Source organism: Mesorhizobium sp. USDA 3734 (assembly GCF_056279665.1).
The window spans coordinates 5,445,076-5,460,570 of sequence record NZ_JBWCCW010000001.1 but is presented as its reverse complement, the minus strand read 5'-3'; the positions used below and the strand labels follow the sequence as shown (position 1 = coordinate 5,460,570).

The following is a 15,495-nucleotide window of genomic DNA, read 5'->3' as shown; positions in this document are numbered from 1 at the left end:
GGTTACTCCCGCTCAGCTGGGGCATCTGCTCGATCAAGCATGTTGATGCCCCTTCGGTGAAGCTGATTGCGTCTCTGACACGTGATGCGGAGGCTGCGACCACGTTGATCATGGAAGGGTTTTGGGACAGATCAACTCGGGTCAGCCAGTGCTCAAATCATCGCCATACCGCCATTGACGTGAACGGTCTGGCCGGTGACGTAGGCCGCCTCGTTGGAAGCGAGGTAGGCGACGGCGGAGGCGACTTCGGCGCTGGTGCCCATGCGCCGCGTCGGAATCGCCGCCATGATCGCCTCTTTCTGCTTGTCGTTGAGCTTGTCGGTCATCGCCGATTCGATGAAGCCCGGGGCGACGCAGTTGACGGTGATGTTGCGCGTGGCGATCTCCTGCGCCAGCGACTTGGAAAAGCCGATCATGCCGGCCTTGGAGGTTGAATAGTTTGTCTGGCCCGAATTACCAGTGATACCGGAGACGGAAGTGATGTTGATGATGCGGCCATGCCGGCGCCGCATCATCGGATGGGTGAGTTCGCGGGTCAGCCGGAACACGGCGGTCAGATTGACCTCGAGCACTGAATCCCAGTCGGCGTCCGACATGCGCACGAACAGCCCGTCCTTGGTGATGCCGGCATTGTTGACAAGAATGTCGACGCCTTCGAGTTCGGCCTCGACCTTCTGGCCGAGCGCCTTGACCTCGTCGCGATTGGAAAGGTTCGCCGGGAACAGCTTGACCCGGTCGCCGAGCTCAGCGGCCAGTGTCTCCAGTTTCTGGATGCGTGTACCATGCAGGCCGACGATAGCTCCCTGGCCGTGCAGCACGCGGGCGATCGCCTCGCCGATGCCTCCCGATGCGCCGGTGACGAGCGCCTTGCGGCCGGTCAATTCAAACATTTCTCTGTCCTTTCTCAAATCCTGCAAGCCGGTGAATTCAGTCACTTTTAAGTTCGCCGAGCCGGGAGCCCTCGGCTTCGATGGGGTGGCTTCCTCGCCGCTCCTGATCCGCGCTAGGACCACGGCTGCGAGGTATAATCGTCTATGCAGCCCAAACCGCGGAGGAGCTCGCCCACCCAATTGGCCGCGGCACAGGCGCCACTCGACCGACCTGATCACTTGGATCTGATGCTTGCTGGGTACCCCAGGCGCTACGCTAGGACATGCAGCCGTCAGCCTACCTCAGCAGGCGGCCGCGACCGGAAGGACTTTGCAGGAGGCATGTCGCAGGCTCCTACACCTGTTTGAATGCTAGAACTGCGTTCAGGCCGCCCATAGCAAACGCGTTGCTCATCGCCACACGCACCTTACGCTCGCGCGGCACGTTTGGCGTAACGTCGAGATCGCAATCGGGGTCTGGCTCGCGATAGTTGGCGGTCGGCGGTATTACGCCCTCTTGGATCGCCATCACACAGGCGATCATTTCAAGCGCACTCGCTGCACCGAGGCAATGCCCGTGGGTAGATTTGGTGGAAGACACGGACATCGAATAAGCATGGTCACCGAAGACGCGCTTGATCGCATCCGTTTCGATTTGATCGTTGGCCTTGGTGGCGGTGCCGTGCGCGTTCAGGTACTCCACGTCCTCGGGATTCAGCCCCGCATCGGCAAGGCAGGCGCGCATCGCCGCCTCCGGCCCGTGGACTGCCGGCGCGGCGATGTGGAAAGCATCGGCAGACAGACCGATGCCGGCGACCTCGGCAAGAATCGTTGCACCGCGGGCGGCAGCATGATCATAGCTTTCCAGAACGGCCATGCCTGCACCCTCACCCAGCACTAAGCCCTTCCGGTCGGCGGAGAAGGGCCGGCAAGTATCCGGAGCGAGTACGCGCATTGCTTCCCATGCCTTCACCACGATAAATACGAACGGCGCGTCGCTGCCTCCCGCAAGCATCACGTCGGCCCGGCCGTACCTGATCTGGTCTACCGCCGAGGCGAAAGCATGATTGGCCGATGCACAGGCGGAGGTGACGCCGAAGACCGGCCCGCGCAGGCCGAGGCTCATGCTGACATGGCAGGCAGCCGCGCTCGGCATCGCCTTTACTCCAGTGAACAGATCAACGCGGGTCGCGGCGCCCAAAAGGAGGGCGCGATAGGCTTTTTCGGTCGCGTCGTAGCCGGCGAAGCCGACGCCCACCGTTGCGCCGAAGCGATGGGCATTGCCTTCATCGCTGGAAAGTCCGGCCTGTCGCATGGCTTCGCGCGCTGCAATCACGGCAAGCAGGCTGAAGCGGTCCATGGAGAGGAGCTGCCTACGGTCAATGTCGTGCTCAGGCAGCGTCTTGATCTCGGCGCCGATCGTGCCCTCCAGCCCGTGAAGCTTTGGATTGACGATCGGACCGATGGCCGATCGCCCCTCGCGCATGCCTGTCCAGATGGAGGCGGCATCGGTGCCCAGTCCGCACAGCCCGCCCAGTCCGGTGATGACGACGCGCCGATCCATTCAAGCCGCCTTACTGAGCAAGCCGCGAATGGATTCCACCATGTCGCCGACCGTTTGGAGATCAGACCAGGCCTCGGCCGTGTTCATTTCGATTTTAATGCCGTAGGCCTGCTCCAGATCCCAGAGCACGTCCGCTAATCCTAGTGAATCGATGCCGAGCCCAGTCACTTCCGTCGCAGTCGTTATTTCGCTGACGGATGGTGCAGGCGTTCCCCCGGCGTTCTCCGATTCGATGCGCTTCTTGATTATTTCTATGATTTCTGTTGTGAGTTGATCAGCCATTTCTGTTTCTTTCCATTTTCAGCTTGTTTTGATGTGGGCGCGACCCAACTCCTGAGTCGCGCTGCGTCGCGAAAATTAGCCTTTAAGCGTGTTCATAAAAGCCGGATGAGTTCCGGCCGGTCTGCGGCGCAGGCTCCGATGACGAGGAACCTCGCTGGAGCCTGATGTTGCGCCAGAACATCGAATGATCTGCGGTGTAAAAAATGAATTGGGGCCGTCGTCAAACGTCGAATAGACGCTGCGATGGCCTCCACCAGCAAATTCACTCGGCAATTCGCTGGTGTAGGGCAGATGTTTCATAGCTCGGGACCGTTCCGGTCGATCAGCGTGCCGGACGGCCACTCGTCCATCGAGCGTCCAATCGGCGAAACCAAGACGAGCACGTCGTCCAGGCGTGTGGGCGGCAAGTCGGGGTGCGCATCCGGGCGGCTCGACCGTACGCGAACTCCCGACACTATGGTCGCCACGCCCTCTCTACAGAACCTCTCAACGTGGTTACGCATTGCGTGCCGAACCGTGCCGAAAGCAAATGGAACCGCAAGCTGCTGCAGCACTGGATGCACAATTCGCACTGAAAAGCTGATTCCGAGCTTCTCAAGATCCGGACGAACGCCGTACAACCCCATCTCAGCCACTAAAAGATCGACCTCGCCAACCTTGATGAAGCGGCGTAGTATGCCGAGGTGTGCTGCTACACCCTCGGCGTCGCTGGCGATTAGGCGGAGTTCTGGCCTCGCGCCAGCCCAACTGCGGCCGCCTTCGAACGGCTTTGCGTGGAAGGCGCCAGTCCGTCCATAGGTGTTTCGGAAGAAGTCGGAGAGTTCGACATGGTCGGTCAATTGCAGGTCGTTTTCCCAGCATAATCTCCACTGCACGGCAGAGCGCATGGAAGATTTCTCCTTTCGGGTTGTCCTTAAGACGCTCGTCACGGCATAGAGGCAGCGGTTCATCGGTGCGTCAGGTGTTTTGTCCATGCAAGATTTCAGAAAAATGATAAAATCGTTTGTTTCGATGGATGGTATCCACTCTATGGATAAACGCCGACATGCGTTTCAAGGGGCTTGATCTAAACCTCCTCGTCGTGCTCGACGCGCTGCTGGCCGAGCGCAACCTCTCGGCGGCGGCACGCCGCATCAACCTCAGTCAGCCGGCCATGAGTGCGGCCGTCGCCCGGCTGCGCGATTTTTTCGGCGATGAACTATTCAGCATAAGCGGCCGCGAACGTATTCTGACGTCACGTGCGGCAGCACTTGCCCCCGCAGTCCGCGACGCTCTCCTGCACATCCAGTGCTCGATTATCTCATCGGATCCGTTTGACCCAGCTCGATCCGATCGCCGCTTCAGGATCATTATCTCCGATTTCGCCACGCTCGTGTTTTTTGAAAAAGTCGTGGAGCGTGTTGCCCGCGAAGCCCCCGCCGTCAGCTTCGAATTGCTGCCTATCGACGATAGCCCCCAAGAGCTCCTCCGGCGCGGTGACATCGACTTTTTAATTCTTCCGGATTTGTTCACGTCGAGCGCGCATTCAAGCGTGACCTTGTTCGACGAGAGGCTCGTATGCGTAGGCTGTCCCACGAATAAACAGCTGCCACGGCAGCTTACATTCGAGAGATACATGTCGATGAGACACGTCTCGGTCAGGTTCGGACGTTTGCTGATGCCCTCCATCGAGGAATGGTTCTTGCTTGAGCATGGTCTTAAAAGACGCGTCGAAGTTGTCGTGCAGGGCTTCAGCATGATCCCGCCCATGGTGTCCGGCACAGCTCGTATAGCGACCATGCCCTCCCGGCTGGTCAGGCATTTCGAGAAAACATTCCCCCTTCAGATTGTCGAACTTCCGCTGCCGCTTCCCGCTTTCACCGAAGCCGCCCAGTGGCCGGCTCTCCACAATAGCGATCCGGCAAGCATCTGGATGCGGGAGATAATGATGCAGGAGGCATCCCGGATGGCTGCTCTGCTGTGATACCGCGGGAAGCTCGTGCACTTACATTGACTATCTCTGCAACCACCTGCTTTCGCGTCAACAGTCCGCGCTGAATGAAGTCAATGCTGGCGGCAAGTGCGCCTGCGAGATCGTCCAGCGTACGCACTTCCTCGACCAGCTCGAACGAGAAGGGGCCGGCGTAGCCGCCATCAAGCAGCGCCTGGATCTGGCTGCCATTGTCGGAACCTCCAAGGAAGCGATCCGGGTAAATCCAGAAGGTCGGGTCATTCACGCCAGAAATGTGCACAAGGCCGGTAAGCTCACAGAACAAGGATGTCTCGCCGGTCAGGGTATGGTGGAACGTATCGTGCACGAGGCGGAATACGGACTGGCCATCAACCGCGGCAATGGCCTCGACCGCTTCCCTCTTTGATCGAAGCGAGCAGGTTCGAAACCCCATAGGCTCGAGGAGACCGATTAGACCTCTCGACTGGAGGATCGGCTTGAGCGCGTTTAGAGAGACGCGGAGACTGTCATGGCGCTCGCCATTGCCGGCCCACGAGCCGTCGTTGACCGGCACCAGCACGACCGTCTTAGCTCCGCACGCCGCCGCATAGTCGGCGAGCTTGATCGCTTCAGCCTGACGGGTGGGAGTCCAGTCGTTGAAGCGCTGCAACTCGTTGATCGAGATTATTGTGACGCCCGCTTCGGTGGCGGCAGACTGGACTTCCGCAGCCGGAATGTCGCGTGTAGCAGGATTGCTGAAATGATGGTCACGGATTTGAACGTCGGTCAGGCCCTGATCACGCGCAAGCGCGAAAATTGCACTGATGTCTAGTGGGGGCGCCGCCATGTGTTCGAGCGCAAAGCGGGGAGTTACCTGGCGCATGGGGTTGGCTTTCCTTCAGAAGTGCGGCGCCAGTTAATGTCTGGCTTCTCCGCGCGCCCCCACCGCAGGCGCTGCTCAGACCTGATTGAAGCAAGCTAGTCAATCCAGCGATTCTTGCATTTATGAAAGGAAATCGGCACCCACTGATAGAATCACATCATTTCAGATATTTTCCGGCAGATAGATATTGAACGGCAGAAATGTCTGCCCCGGTGTCTCCGCCGTGCCGGTCCTGATGGCGCGGTCCATCAGCAGCATCAGCTCCTGGCAAAGTCGGCGCAGTGGCGTGGCGACCGCCATCGTGATGATGTGATCCGCAAGGGCCTCCCGTGACTCCGGCGTGATTTCATTCACGATCGCGACGAGATCCTGACCTTTGCCCTCTTCCCGGAGCGCGGAGATGGCGCCCTCCATGCCGCCGCCAGCCATGTAGAAGCCGACGAGCTCAGGTTCCCGCTGCATAAGATCCAGTAGCGCCTCGTAAGTGATCTGTCGTTTCTCAAGGTTCACGAGTGTATCAAGCATCTCGAATGCTGGCTCGTTCTCACGGAAGTAGGAACGAAAGCCGCTTTCCCGCAGCTCATGACCCTGGAAACGATGGCTGCCGACAAACACCGCGACCTTGCCGGGCCGTTTAGCGGCCTTAGAGAACATCCAAGCTGCCGTCCGCCCGACCCTGCGGTTGTTGAGACCGATGTAGCCTTCGCGCACGCCAGCGGCAAAGTCAGAAAGCAGCGAGAAAACCGGGACGCCTTTCGCCTTGAGCTCCTCGACAGCTGCCGTGATCTTCGGGTGGTCCGGCGCCACCATGGCGATCGCCTGACATCGGCTACCAAGATCCTTAAGGAGTGCCGTCAGGTCCCCAGGCGAATGTGACGGGGCGAATTCGATGAGCGGAATGCCGTGGAAGCACTGGGCAGAACTGACCGACGCTTCGACCTCGCGCGCGAACTCTTGGTAGAAATGCTGGGCCGGTTTTCTCAAGATGAAGCCTAGCCGGTAGCGCGGCAGGTCCCGTTGCAAGCGCTGTCTGATGAGACCCGCAGCGTGATAGCCGATCGCGTGGGCGGCCTCGTGGACCCGGCGCGCCGTCTCCACCCGCACCGGAAGGCGAGCGTTCAGGACGCGATCGACCGTTGCCACGCTCACCCCTGCTTCGCGAGCGAGATCGGCAATTGTGGGGCGCTTGGCCGCCGCTCCAATTCTGATCGGCTGTCTCTCTGTCATCCGGCGCATCCCGGTGACGGTTCGCGGCGGCAAAGTGAAGATTTCGGCATTCTCCACGATCGACAGCCTATCCAATGAACAGCTCTCCAGGGGCAACCGGGCGCTTGTCGATCCACGGTTCGTTTGCGTAAGGCGTCCATATTTATTGTACTCACCCCATTTGGCGCTTCTGATTCATTGGCCCGCGAAGCGCTGGTAGAGCCAGCCGGGCGATTGTTTCGTGCTGGTGACAGCCCGGCGCCGTGATAGGTCGCGCTGCAGCAATCTTACTGGGGCGGTGTAGCCGGCTTAATCTCTCGGCAAGCTCCCGTAGAAGGCGGCTTTCATGCGCGCTTCGTCCAATTCGCCTTCCCAGCGGGCGACAACGAGCGCCGCCACCGCGTTGCCAACTACGTTCGTCAGCGCTCGACATTCGGACATGAAGCGGTCCACGCCAAGGATTAGAGCCATCCCAGCAACGGGAACACTTGGTACTGCGGAGAGCGTAGCAGCCAACGTGATGAAGCCGGCCCCTGTGATACCTGCGGCACCCTTGGAGGAAAGCATTGCTATGAGCAACAGGAGGATCTGATCGGCAACCGACAAATCAGTGTTTGTCGCCTGCGCGATGAAGAGGGCTGCGAGCGTCATGTAGATATTGGTGCCGTCCAGATTAAAGGAATACCCGGTCGGGATGACGAGACCCACGATGGAGCGCTTGGCGCCGGCCTTCTCCATCTTCGCCATGAGCGAGGGCAGCGCGGCCTCCGAGGAGGACGTTGCCAGGACCAGCAGCAGCTCTTCCTTGATGTAGCGCACGAGAGAAAAGATCGAGAAACCGTTGTATCGGCAGACCGCGCCGAGAATCCCGAACACGAAGAGCAAGGCGGTGAAATAGAACGTCGCGACCAGCATGGCGAGATTGGCTAACGAACCGATGCCATATTTGCCGATGGTGAAGGCCATGGCGCCGAAAGCGCCGACAGGCGCGGCCTGCATCAGGATGCCGACCAGCTTGAACACTGGCGCGAGGAGCGCCTGAAGCAAAGAAAGCACCGGCTTGCCCGTGTCGCCGGCCATCGCGAGGGCGCTGCCGAACAGAACCGAGAAGAACAGGACCTGTAGGATGTCGCCGTCCGCGAAGGCACTCACGATCGTGGACGGGATGATGTTCATCAGGAAGCCGGTGACGGACTGCTCGTGTACCTTGGCGGCATAGCCCTTCACGGCCTGGACATCGAGCGAGGCTGGATCGATGTTGAGGCCGGCACCTGGCTGAACGACATTTGCGACAATGAGACCGACAATCAGTGCGAGGCTCGAGAAGGTGAGGAAATAGATCATCGCCTTGCCGGCGACCCGGCCGACCTTCTTGAGATCGTTCATGCCGGCAATGCCGGTCGTCACGGTTAGAAAAATCACCGGTGCGATAATCATCTTGACGAGCTTGATGAACGCATCGCCGAGCGGCTTCAGAGCCTCTCCAGTTCCCGGATAGAAATAGCCAACTGCGACACCGAGTGCGATGGCGGCAAGCACCTGCACATACAGCTGGGCGTAAAAGGCCTTGCGGGGCGCGGGACCCGCGCTTCGGATTGGTGGAGCTAACAGCTTTCTTCTCCCTGACCGGATCGGGGTGGGCCTCCTCCCCTCCCGCGCTTCTCCCATCGCGGCGCTCCGGTCCAGCGCTGCTGGCATCTCGCCGCAAGCGTCGTGCCAAGTGGAAACCCGCGCCCAATCATGCGTGTTCATCCGTTCGGTCACCCGGGTTTCCGTGAGGGCTTGTGCAGGTTTCCGCACTGATTGCCTCCATCATGGGCGAAATCTCGCACATGAGGCTCGACATTATTCCGTGTCTGAAGCAATGCGGTCGCTAGAAGAGGCAGGATTGGCAGGGCCCTGTGCACTGATTCCTTTGCCTGGTAGAGCGGCCGCCCGTCGTGTCTCTGGCGCCCCGATGCCCCCTCGCTTCCTTGCCGTATTGCGACCGACCGCGCACCGGAGTGGAGGATTCCCTACACGAGCGTGCTTTGGCCGCGCTCCCGCCGATGCAGAGCGTCTCGAAGGGCCGTCGACAGACCGATTGATTCGCCGGTGCTGGCGCAATTGGTGTGAGGGAGGAGATGCTTCGGCACGAAACTGAAGCCCGGCAGGAAGACAACTTCGCGTGATCGCACGCGCCAGCCCGCTCTCGCGTCAATGGCATCAAATAGCGGCGGAATGAACGATTGTCGCCATCCACTCAGCGAGCCGGGCCAGGAGGACGTCGGCAGCGATTTGCCGCTTCCGCACCACTTTTGGGCGATAAAAGCCGCGCAAATGCGCTCGGTTTCGCTCAGCGCGCCATGCACTCGCGAGACGCGGGGCAAACATGTTTGCCGTTTCCAATCGACCCGCTGGCCACATCTAAATTGGTGGAATTCTATCATGGCCTTCTACTTACCTTTCACAAATGCAAGGAAGCTCGGTTGACTAGCCAGCTCGTTCCGAGCAGCGTGGCTGCGCTCGGGAGGAGCCTGTAGAGCGCCCACTTCCCGGCCAACCGTGGCTCGGGCTCCGATGCCATTTCACGTGAGCCGTCTACGCTCCAGGGACGTCGCGGGACCAGATGGCGCGACGTTGCTTTCGCTGCCCAAGATCGAGGATGACATGCTAGATCACGACAAGAATCGCCAATCTGAAGAAAGTGCTGAGCAGACGCCGTCATGCTGCTCGTCGCTCCGTGACGCGAAAAGGGATGAGGTAGAATCCGCCATTCTGCCGTCGCGCGAGAGCGAGCATGCCGGCATATGGGAAATATTGAAAGCGCTGCACGCCGACTCCGGGCTCGAAGTCAGGCTGACCAAAGTCCTAGATGTACTGCGATCGTTTCTGCCGATGCGGCACGGCATCATCTCTCTCTTCGACAGTGATGGCGAACTGAAAATCGCCGTCGGCGCCGGCTGGAGCGAAAGCCGCAGTGAGGACTGCCGTATGTATTTGCCGCGGAAGGCAATCGACCAGATTATGACCACGGGCGCGCCCCTGGTCACCGAGAACATCGCGGTTCATTCGGCTTTCACCGCCGCCGACATGGACGTGCTCGGGCTCTCCAACAACGTGGCAGTATCTTTCATCGGCGTTCCCATTCGCGTCGATCCGGATGTCGTCGGCACACTGACCATCGACCACGTACTGGACGATAGCCCAAGAGTTTGGCTCGATTACACCCTTCATCTGCTCACCCTAATCGCCAACCTGGTAGGACAGACAGTGAAGTTGCATCGCTCTTTAGTGGGCGACCGCGAGCAACCGATGGCACAGCAGGACTTGCAGCCAAAGCAGAACCACCCGGCGCGGCAGCGTAACAAGGTTCACGTCGAAGGGATAATCGGCGACAGTTTGGCGTTGCGCGATCTGCTTGAGAAGGTCCAGGTCGTAGCCAAGGCCAAGGTTGCGGTTCTGTTGCGAGGCGAATCCGGTACCGGGAAGGAGATGATCGCCAAAGCCCTCCACGACTTGTCGCCGCGCGCCAAGCGGCCCTTCATCAAGCTCAATTGCGCGGCGCTGTCCGAGACAGTCCTAGAGTCCGAATTGTTCGGTCACGAGAAGGGCGCATTCACAAGCGCGTTCAACTCGCGCAAGGGGCGCTTTGAGCTCGCCGACAAGGGGACGTTGTTCCTGGACGAGATCGGCGAGATCTCGCCATCGTTCCAGGCAAAGCTCTTGCGCGTACTGCAGGAGCAGGAGTTCGAGCGCCTTGGCGGCAACCAGACCATCAAAGTCGATGTTCGCATCATTGCTGCCACTAACAAGAACCTCGAAGAGGCAGTTGCCAGAAATGAGTTCCGTGAGGACCTCTATTACCGCATCAATATGGTTCCCCTGCCGGTGCCGGCGCTACGCGAAAGGCGCAGTGATATTCCGCTCCTCGCAGCCGAGTTTCTCAAGAATTTCAATGATGAGAACGGCCGTACGCTGACCCTCGATCCCAGTGCGATCGAAGTGCTGATAAACTGTAGTTTTCCCGGCAACATTCGCGAGCTCGAAAACTGCGTGAAACGGACAGCGCTTCTGGCGGCGGGAGCATCAATCGGGAGAGGCGACTTTGCATGCCGCCAGGGCCAATGCTTCGCAGCGGCGCTGCATAAGATCAGATCTGACAACCTCGCGCTGCAACCCCCGCCGATGTTGCCGGCGCCAGTGGTTCCGGCCACACCGCCGGCTGCTGCCAACACTTCTGCCGCCGTCGCAGTCCCGCCTCCTGAGACCGCAGGATCGCCGCCGCTGGGCCCTGGTGCGAGAACGGCCGATGCCGAACGTGTTATCGCAGCCCTGGAAAGATGTGGCTGGGTCCAGGCAAAGGCGGCACGCCTGCTTGGACTGACGCCGCGCCAGATTGGCTACGTATTGAGGAAGCACGGCATCGAGGTCAAGCGTTGGTGAAACAATCGACCGAAGCGAGTAGCTAGAACAAGTTAAGCATTCGTGCTTGGCGCCTTGAGACGACTGATGCGGGGCTCCCGCGTCAGTGCCAATTTCCGATCCGATAGCACAGCCCGGCATGACGCCGCGGCCGTTCACGACGCACTTGGGTGTGGAGGCAGCGACGCTATCATCCTCGATCGCAGCTTGTGCACTGGAACTGAAACGGAGAAAAATGCGGCATTAGGCGCAGATGCCACCAAGTGTGCGTCAGCCGCTCTGAAGCTCAAGGAGTTCGATCGTGACTCGTTGCACGGCGAGTTCGGGTCTCTTCGGCCTGGAGCCCACCATTGAGACAATTCCCGCCCGCTCAAGGGCCGCCAAGGAGCGGGATATGTTCGGCTGCGGACGCGCCGCCAACCTGCACAGTTCCGTGATGCTTTGCGGTCGATACCGATGGATCAGCGCCACCAGCCGACAATTCTCAGGGGTCAACGCCCGCAGAATCTCTTCCGGCGCACACTGAGCCATTGGTTCACGGACCACCCCCGCCTCCTGAGCCGTCGCCGCCATCACTGTCGTGCGCGTTTTCCTCAGTAAGAGAGCTTTCCAAGCAAACGATGGCCTCGATGAAAGACGGAAATGCCTCTTTTACCCTGTCGAGGTTTTCCTGCACCTTGTCTGTTTTCAGGTCAAAACCGTACCGACGCCTCACCAGGTGACGGAATCCCTTTAACTCACTCAGGGACTCATAAAGCTCCGGGTCGAGCACAGCCGGGCGGATGCCAGCAATTTCCGCCGACATCTGATCGAGCACGTCCTGGTGCATCGTAGGCCCTTGGGGAACGAGGCCGTCTATGTCGTTGGACAGGCTGAGCAGGATCTCCTCGATGCCGTTGTAGACGTTGTGGACTCCCAGCGAAACAGCTGCGACCGCTCCCCACTCGCCGAGTGACATCTCACTCCCATGAGCCGACAAGTATTCCTCGATTTTCTGCAGTTCCTTAGAAGCGCGGTCGATTTTCGGCGACAGTTTTGCGAATGCCGGATGCTTAAACGCTGTCATTGAGCAAATCCTGCACTCGTTCGGACGAAACGTCTGAGGCAAAGATCAGGTCATAGGGAATGTTCGTTCCCCGCAGCTGGTCTGCGACCAAGCGCTCTACCATGGTCCGGCGCGCAGGATCAGTGCTTCCGTGAACCAGCAGATCTACGTCCGAGTGGACGCGGAAACGGTTTTTCGCGAGGGATCCGATGACGGAGATATCGACGCCGCGGGCTTTGGCGTTCCAGAGAATGCGCGATACACAGGCTTGCGCGGTCTTCCGGCGGTTGTCAGCTCTTCGGCGGATCAAAGTGTCGATCTTGTTCATCTTTTCGTCCGTTGCCCTTTGGTCCAACTGTGACCCCAAGGTTGGATTGCCGCAACTCCGCTAGCACCCGTCAGCTTATATATCATTGTATGATATATATTCAAGCCATTTGCGGAGGATGGACCTTATTGAGTGGCAGACAGTTAGGTGTTCTGCTGTCCGACAAACCGGCGCCGGATGCTAAGTTGCATCAAGCTAAATACGAACGAGGACCCGTTTCCGTAGCGGGCAGGTATAATGCAAAGTGCAATGGCGGCTCTCGAACGGCGGTGTTTAGATCCGGAAGACGACAACGTCATCTTCGGGCAAACAGCTTCTGAGCCCAGCGCACCATCACCTTGGGCTGTCTGCCAGACGATCCCGCGCATCAGGCCGGAGAGTGACATGTTCCTTGGGTTGCCCGATCGTGTGTCGTGAAAGGCGCGCAGTCACCGTGGCTCCAATGCCGGTCTGACACATACGCCGATCGCTCACCGTCCTATTGGCAGACGCCAAATCTGCAAAGTGGCAGAGAATCAATCTCTCCGGCTGGACGGTTGACCGACTGGATGGTTAATTGGCACCTGCGTCCGGCTCTCAGCAACGCTTCATCGCCTGAAGGCTGTGCAGAGGCTCCGCCCGGTTCTCAAGCCGGGCGGCAAGACCAAGACACAAAGTTGATCGAGGTAATCCGTTGTGTACTCCTACACCACCCCTGAGGGCACGGTCTGACGAGGAACGATGATGCGCAGTCAAAAAGAGAAGATGCTCGCAGGCGAGTTGTACAATGCTTCGGATCCGGAGATCCAAGCCGACCTGCTAGCTACGGGGGCTTGGCTAAAGCGGTACAATAATATGCTGGGCCAAACTGCCGAGCATTGGCATACGCTCTTGTCCGAGCGGCTCGGAGAAGTTGGACCCGGAGCGGTCATCCGTCCGCCCTTTTTCTGCGATTACGGTTTCAACATCCGCATCGAGGCCGACGTCTACGTCAACTTCAACTGCATCATCCTTGACGTGGCAGAGGTGAGGATTGGCAAAGGAACGACAATTGGCCCCGCAGTACAGATCTATACCGCCGAACATCCACATGATCCCGAGCAGCGGCAGCGCGGTCTGCTATTCGGGCGTCCTGTCCGAATTGGCAGTCGTGCCTGGATCGGCGGTGGAGCAATCATCCTGCCGGGCATTACGATTGGCAATGATGCGGTCGTGGGCGCTGGCAGCGTGGTCACGCGAGACGTCCCCGAAGGGGCGAAGGTCGTGGGAAATCCAGCTCGGGTAAGATGACCTGAAAACGCCCGGACAACGCGGATCCCCGCGAGATTTTCCTCCATCACGCGGCCTAGGACGGAAAGCCGGTCCTACAGGTCGAGCCAGATGACGCGTAACTTAAGCTGCGTGACCGACGATCTCCAGGCCACGAAAGGCACGAAGCTTAGCGCGATGAGACCGAGCACCGGGTCGGTTGAGATCATCATGTAGGCGCCGATCCCGATCAGCATGGTGAGCAGAAGCAAGCGAACCAGGGCGGTGGAAAAATACATCCGCACGCCGTCGAGATCGAGGATGCCGAGAGTGATCAGGTCGCCTGAATGCACCGGGTCGTGAAAGGAAAAACTGAGGCGCTGAACCTTGTCGTAACAAGCCAGCCGCAGTCCATACGCGACGTGATGCCCGACGGCTTCGGCAAAATAGTTTTGCGCCATCGTGAAGATGCCGCGCAGCGTACTCGCGGCGAGAAGCAGGAGAGCCAGAGTCAATGGCGCTTGTGCTGCATCCGTCCCAGTGACACTACTTCCGATTGCCTCCTGGGTCTGGTCGACAGCCCTGCCGAGAAGCCGGGGTATTAGCAACTGCAGGATCACGGCTATGATCGTCGCACTGATAGCAAGCGCGACCTGCCACGGGTGCCTCAAATTCATGCGCGTAATGCGCAGCAGAGTGCTCAAGCCTCGGCCCCACCCCGCCGCTTTCACATGCCCGGACGATTTGAGAGAGGTCGTCCCAACAGCATCTCTGCTCACGGTGTGTTCCCGACTGAATTTTGCGCCTTCGGAAGCAAGCCGGTCGACTCACATCAAAGGCGCCCTTCAAGTTGATCCTGACCACTATCGGCTCAAGACGCTGACCCGGCGAGTTGCGCCACGGCTTCGCTCGCTGGCATGTCAATCACTGTGATCCCGCTTGCCCCAAGGAAACGGGCTTCGTTTTTGGTCAGCGTTTGCCCGTCCATTATCGCGTAACGTGGGCCTTCTGAGCGCTTCATGATCTGCCTGGCGTAAGTGCGCAGCATCTGATCGTTGAAGCGGCAGCCGACGAAGAAAAAGCCCCGATTGGTGCGCCGTTGCTTCACCACATCAGGGATAGGCGTCTGGATGTCGATTTCGGTCAGCGCTTCGACATAGTCGGAATCGGCGATGAGAAAATTGGCAGCCGGCCTGATACTGCCATGAGGCGTATAGAGAACCGTCTTTGTCGTTGCTCCGGCGTCGAGTTCCCTTCCGGACAAGTCGTAAGTTCTGGTCCAAATGTTACCGACTTCATTCGCCCGCGTGACGCCTTGTATCTCGATGACGTCGGTTCGGCCGGCCTCTGCTAGCGACGCGCGCATGGCGCCTTCGTACCAGCTGTCGATGATGAGGGAGAGCGGGAGTCTTGCGAGCCAGGCGTGGAGGAGGTTCGGCGCGGCCTGCGCCGCGAATATATCAGTCATCCAAGCTTGAAGCGTGCGGCGATGCCGGCGCTGTTCGATGAATTGCGCGACTGACCACATATTGGTGCGGATCTTCGAGGGGGCTGGCGCGCGCGTGTTGAGTGCCGCGGCAACTGCTTCGGGGGTACACGGTACAGGCGGCTCCGCAGAGCCGAGCCGGAGGAGACCCGGACCGAGATAAGGAATCACCTGATCGGAGACGAGTGCTTGTCTTGCCAGCTCAAGCAGCTTCCTGGCAAAACTGTCCCGGACGACGACGAGGTGGCCCGAGGTCGGGGTCGTGTTCATG

At 59.4% G+C, this 15,495-nt stretch carries 14 protein-coding genes and 2 pseudogenes; 3 read left to right on the top strand and 13 right to left on the bottom strand.

Annotated features, from left to right (window positions below):
* Positions 1–152: 152 nt before the first annotated feature.
* The 5 genes and pseudogenes from fabG to ACZ89F_RS26225 all read right to left on the bottom strand — a co-directional run bounded on the left by fabG (position 153) and on the right by ACZ89F_RS26225 (position 3,602).
* Complete coding sequence (gene fabG / locus ACZ89F_RS26245; RefSeq protein ID WP_476094919.1) at positions 153–890, bottom strand: 3-oxoacyl-[acyl-carrier-protein] reductase; 738 nt, start codon at positions 888–890, stop codon at positions 153–155.
* A 334-nt stretch (positions 891–1,224) separates the two neighbouring features.
* The gene (locus tag ACZ89F_RS26240) at positions 1,225–2,433 is read right to left on the bottom strand and encodes a beta-ketoacyl-[acyl-carrier-protein] synthase family protein (RefSeq protein ID WP_476094917.1); all 1,209 of its coding nucleotides are present in this window, start codon (positions 2,431–2,433) and stop codon (positions 1,225–1,227) included.
* Positions 2,434–2,715 (bottom strand): acyl carrier protein, encoded by a 282-nt coding sequence (locus tag ACZ89F_RS26235; protein ID WP_476094915.1) that lies wholly within the window; start codon positions 2,713–2,715, stop codon positions 2,434–2,436. It abuts the gene before it with no gap.
* A gap of 101 nt (positions 2,716–2,816) precedes the next feature.
* Positions 2,817–3,015: pseudogene (locus ACZ89F_RS26230) on the bottom strand (polysaccharide deacetylase family protein); the annotation flags it as partial.
* Complete coding sequence (locus ACZ89F_RS26225) at positions 3,012–3,602, bottom strand: NodA family N-acyltransferase (protein WP_476097396.1); 591 nt, start codon at positions 3,600–3,602, stop codon at positions 3,012–3,014. The gene ACZ89F_RS26225 and the pseudogene ACZ89F_RS26230, both read right to left, overlap by 4 nt.
* Before the next feature lie 158 nt (positions 3,603–3,760).
* Between ACZ89F_RS26225 and ACZ89F_RS26220 the strand changes: the two genes are divergently transcribed.
* Positions 3,761–4,678: a LysR family transcriptional regulator gene (locus ACZ89F_RS26220; protein WP_476094913.1), complete on the top strand. Its 918-nt coding sequence runs from the start codon at positions 3,761–3,763 to the stop codon at positions 4,676–4,678.
* Here the strand turns inward: ACZ89F_RS26220 and ACZ89F_RS26215 are convergent.
* The 3 genes from ACZ89F_RS26215 to ACZ89F_RS26205 all read right to left on the bottom strand — a co-directional run bounded on the left by ACZ89F_RS26215 (position 4,572) and on the right by ACZ89F_RS26205 (position 8,345).
* A complete protein-coding gene (locus ACZ89F_RS26215; protein WP_476094911.1) occupies positions 4,572–5,528 on the bottom strand; it encodes a TIM barrel protein in 957 nt (318 codons plus the stop codon). The two genes, ACZ89F_RS26220 and ACZ89F_RS26215, sit on opposite strands and share 107 nt — an antisense overlap.
* Positions 5,529–5,690: 162 nt before the next feature.
* Positions 5,691–6,755, bottom strand: coding sequence for a LacI family DNA-binding transcriptional regulator (locus ACZ89F_RS26210; protein ID WP_476097395.1), 1,065 nt, complete (start codon positions 6,753–6,755; stop codon positions 5,691–5,693).
* A 288-nt stretch (positions 6,756–7,043) separates the two neighbouring features.
* A complete protein-coding gene (locus ACZ89F_RS26205; protein WP_476097394.1) occupies positions 7,044–8,345 on the bottom strand; it encodes a dicarboxylate/amino acid:cation symporter in 1,302 nt (433 codons plus the stop codon).
* Between the two features lie 1,038 nt (positions 8,346–9,383).
* Between ACZ89F_RS26205 and nifA the strand changes: the two genes are divergently transcribed.
* Positions 9,384–11,159, top strand: a complete 1,776-nt coding sequence (gene nifA / locus ACZ89F_RS26200) for a nif-specific transcriptional activator NifA (RefSeq protein ID WP_476097393.1) — start codon at positions 9,384–9,386, stop codon at positions 11,157–11,159.
* 249 nt (positions 11,160–11,408) lie between these two features.
* Here the strand turns inward: nifA and ACZ89F_RS26195 are convergent, their stop codons facing one another.
* The 3 genes from ACZ89F_RS26195 to ACZ89F_RS26185 are packed head-to-tail and all read right to left on the bottom strand — an operon-like array spanning position 11,409 to position 12,511.
* On the bottom strand, positions 11,409–11,669 hold the full coding sequence (locus ACZ89F_RS26195) for an HVO_A0114 family putative DNA-binding protein (protein ID WP_476097392.1): 261 nt from the start codon (positions 11,667–11,669) through the stop codon (positions 11,409–11,411).
* 4 nt (positions 11,670–11,673) lie between these two features.
* On the bottom strand, positions 11,674–12,204 hold the full coding sequence (locus tag ACZ89F_RS26190; protein WP_476094909.1) for a ribonuclease toxin HepT-like protein: 531 nt from the start codon (positions 12,202–12,204) through the stop codon (positions 11,674–11,676).
* Complete coding sequence (locus ACZ89F_RS26185) at positions 12,191–12,511, bottom strand: nucleotidyltransferase domain-containing protein (protein WP_476094907.1); 321 nt, start codon at positions 12,509–12,511, stop codon at positions 12,191–12,193. Before ACZ89F_RS26185 ends, ACZ89F_RS26190 begins: the two co-directional genes overlap by 14 nt.
* A 720-nt stretch (positions 12,512–13,231) precedes the next feature.
* Between ACZ89F_RS26185 and ACZ89F_RS26180 the strand changes: the two genes are divergently transcribed.
* Positions 13,232–13,780 carry a sugar O-acetyltransferase gene (locus ACZ89F_RS26180; protein WP_476094905.1) on the top strand — a complete coding sequence of 183 codons (549 nt, stop codon included), beginning with the start codon at positions 13,232–13,234 and terminating at the stop codon, positions 13,778–13,780.
* On the opposite strand, the pseudogene ACZ89F_RS26175 reads toward ACZ89F_RS26180, so the two are convergent.
* Positions 13,780–14,415: pseudogene (locus tag ACZ89F_RS26175) on the bottom strand (ABC transporter transmembrane domain-containing protein); the annotation flags it as partial. The gene ACZ89F_RS26180 and the pseudogene ACZ89F_RS26175 overlap by 1 nt on opposite strands.
* Positions 14,416–14,609: 194 nt before the next feature.
* A complete protein-coding gene (locus ACZ89F_RS26170; protein ID WP_476094903.1) occupies positions 14,610–15,494 on the bottom strand; it encodes an SIR2 family NAD-dependent protein deacylase in 885 nt (294 codons plus the stop codon).
* Position 15,495: the final 1 nt, after the last annotated feature.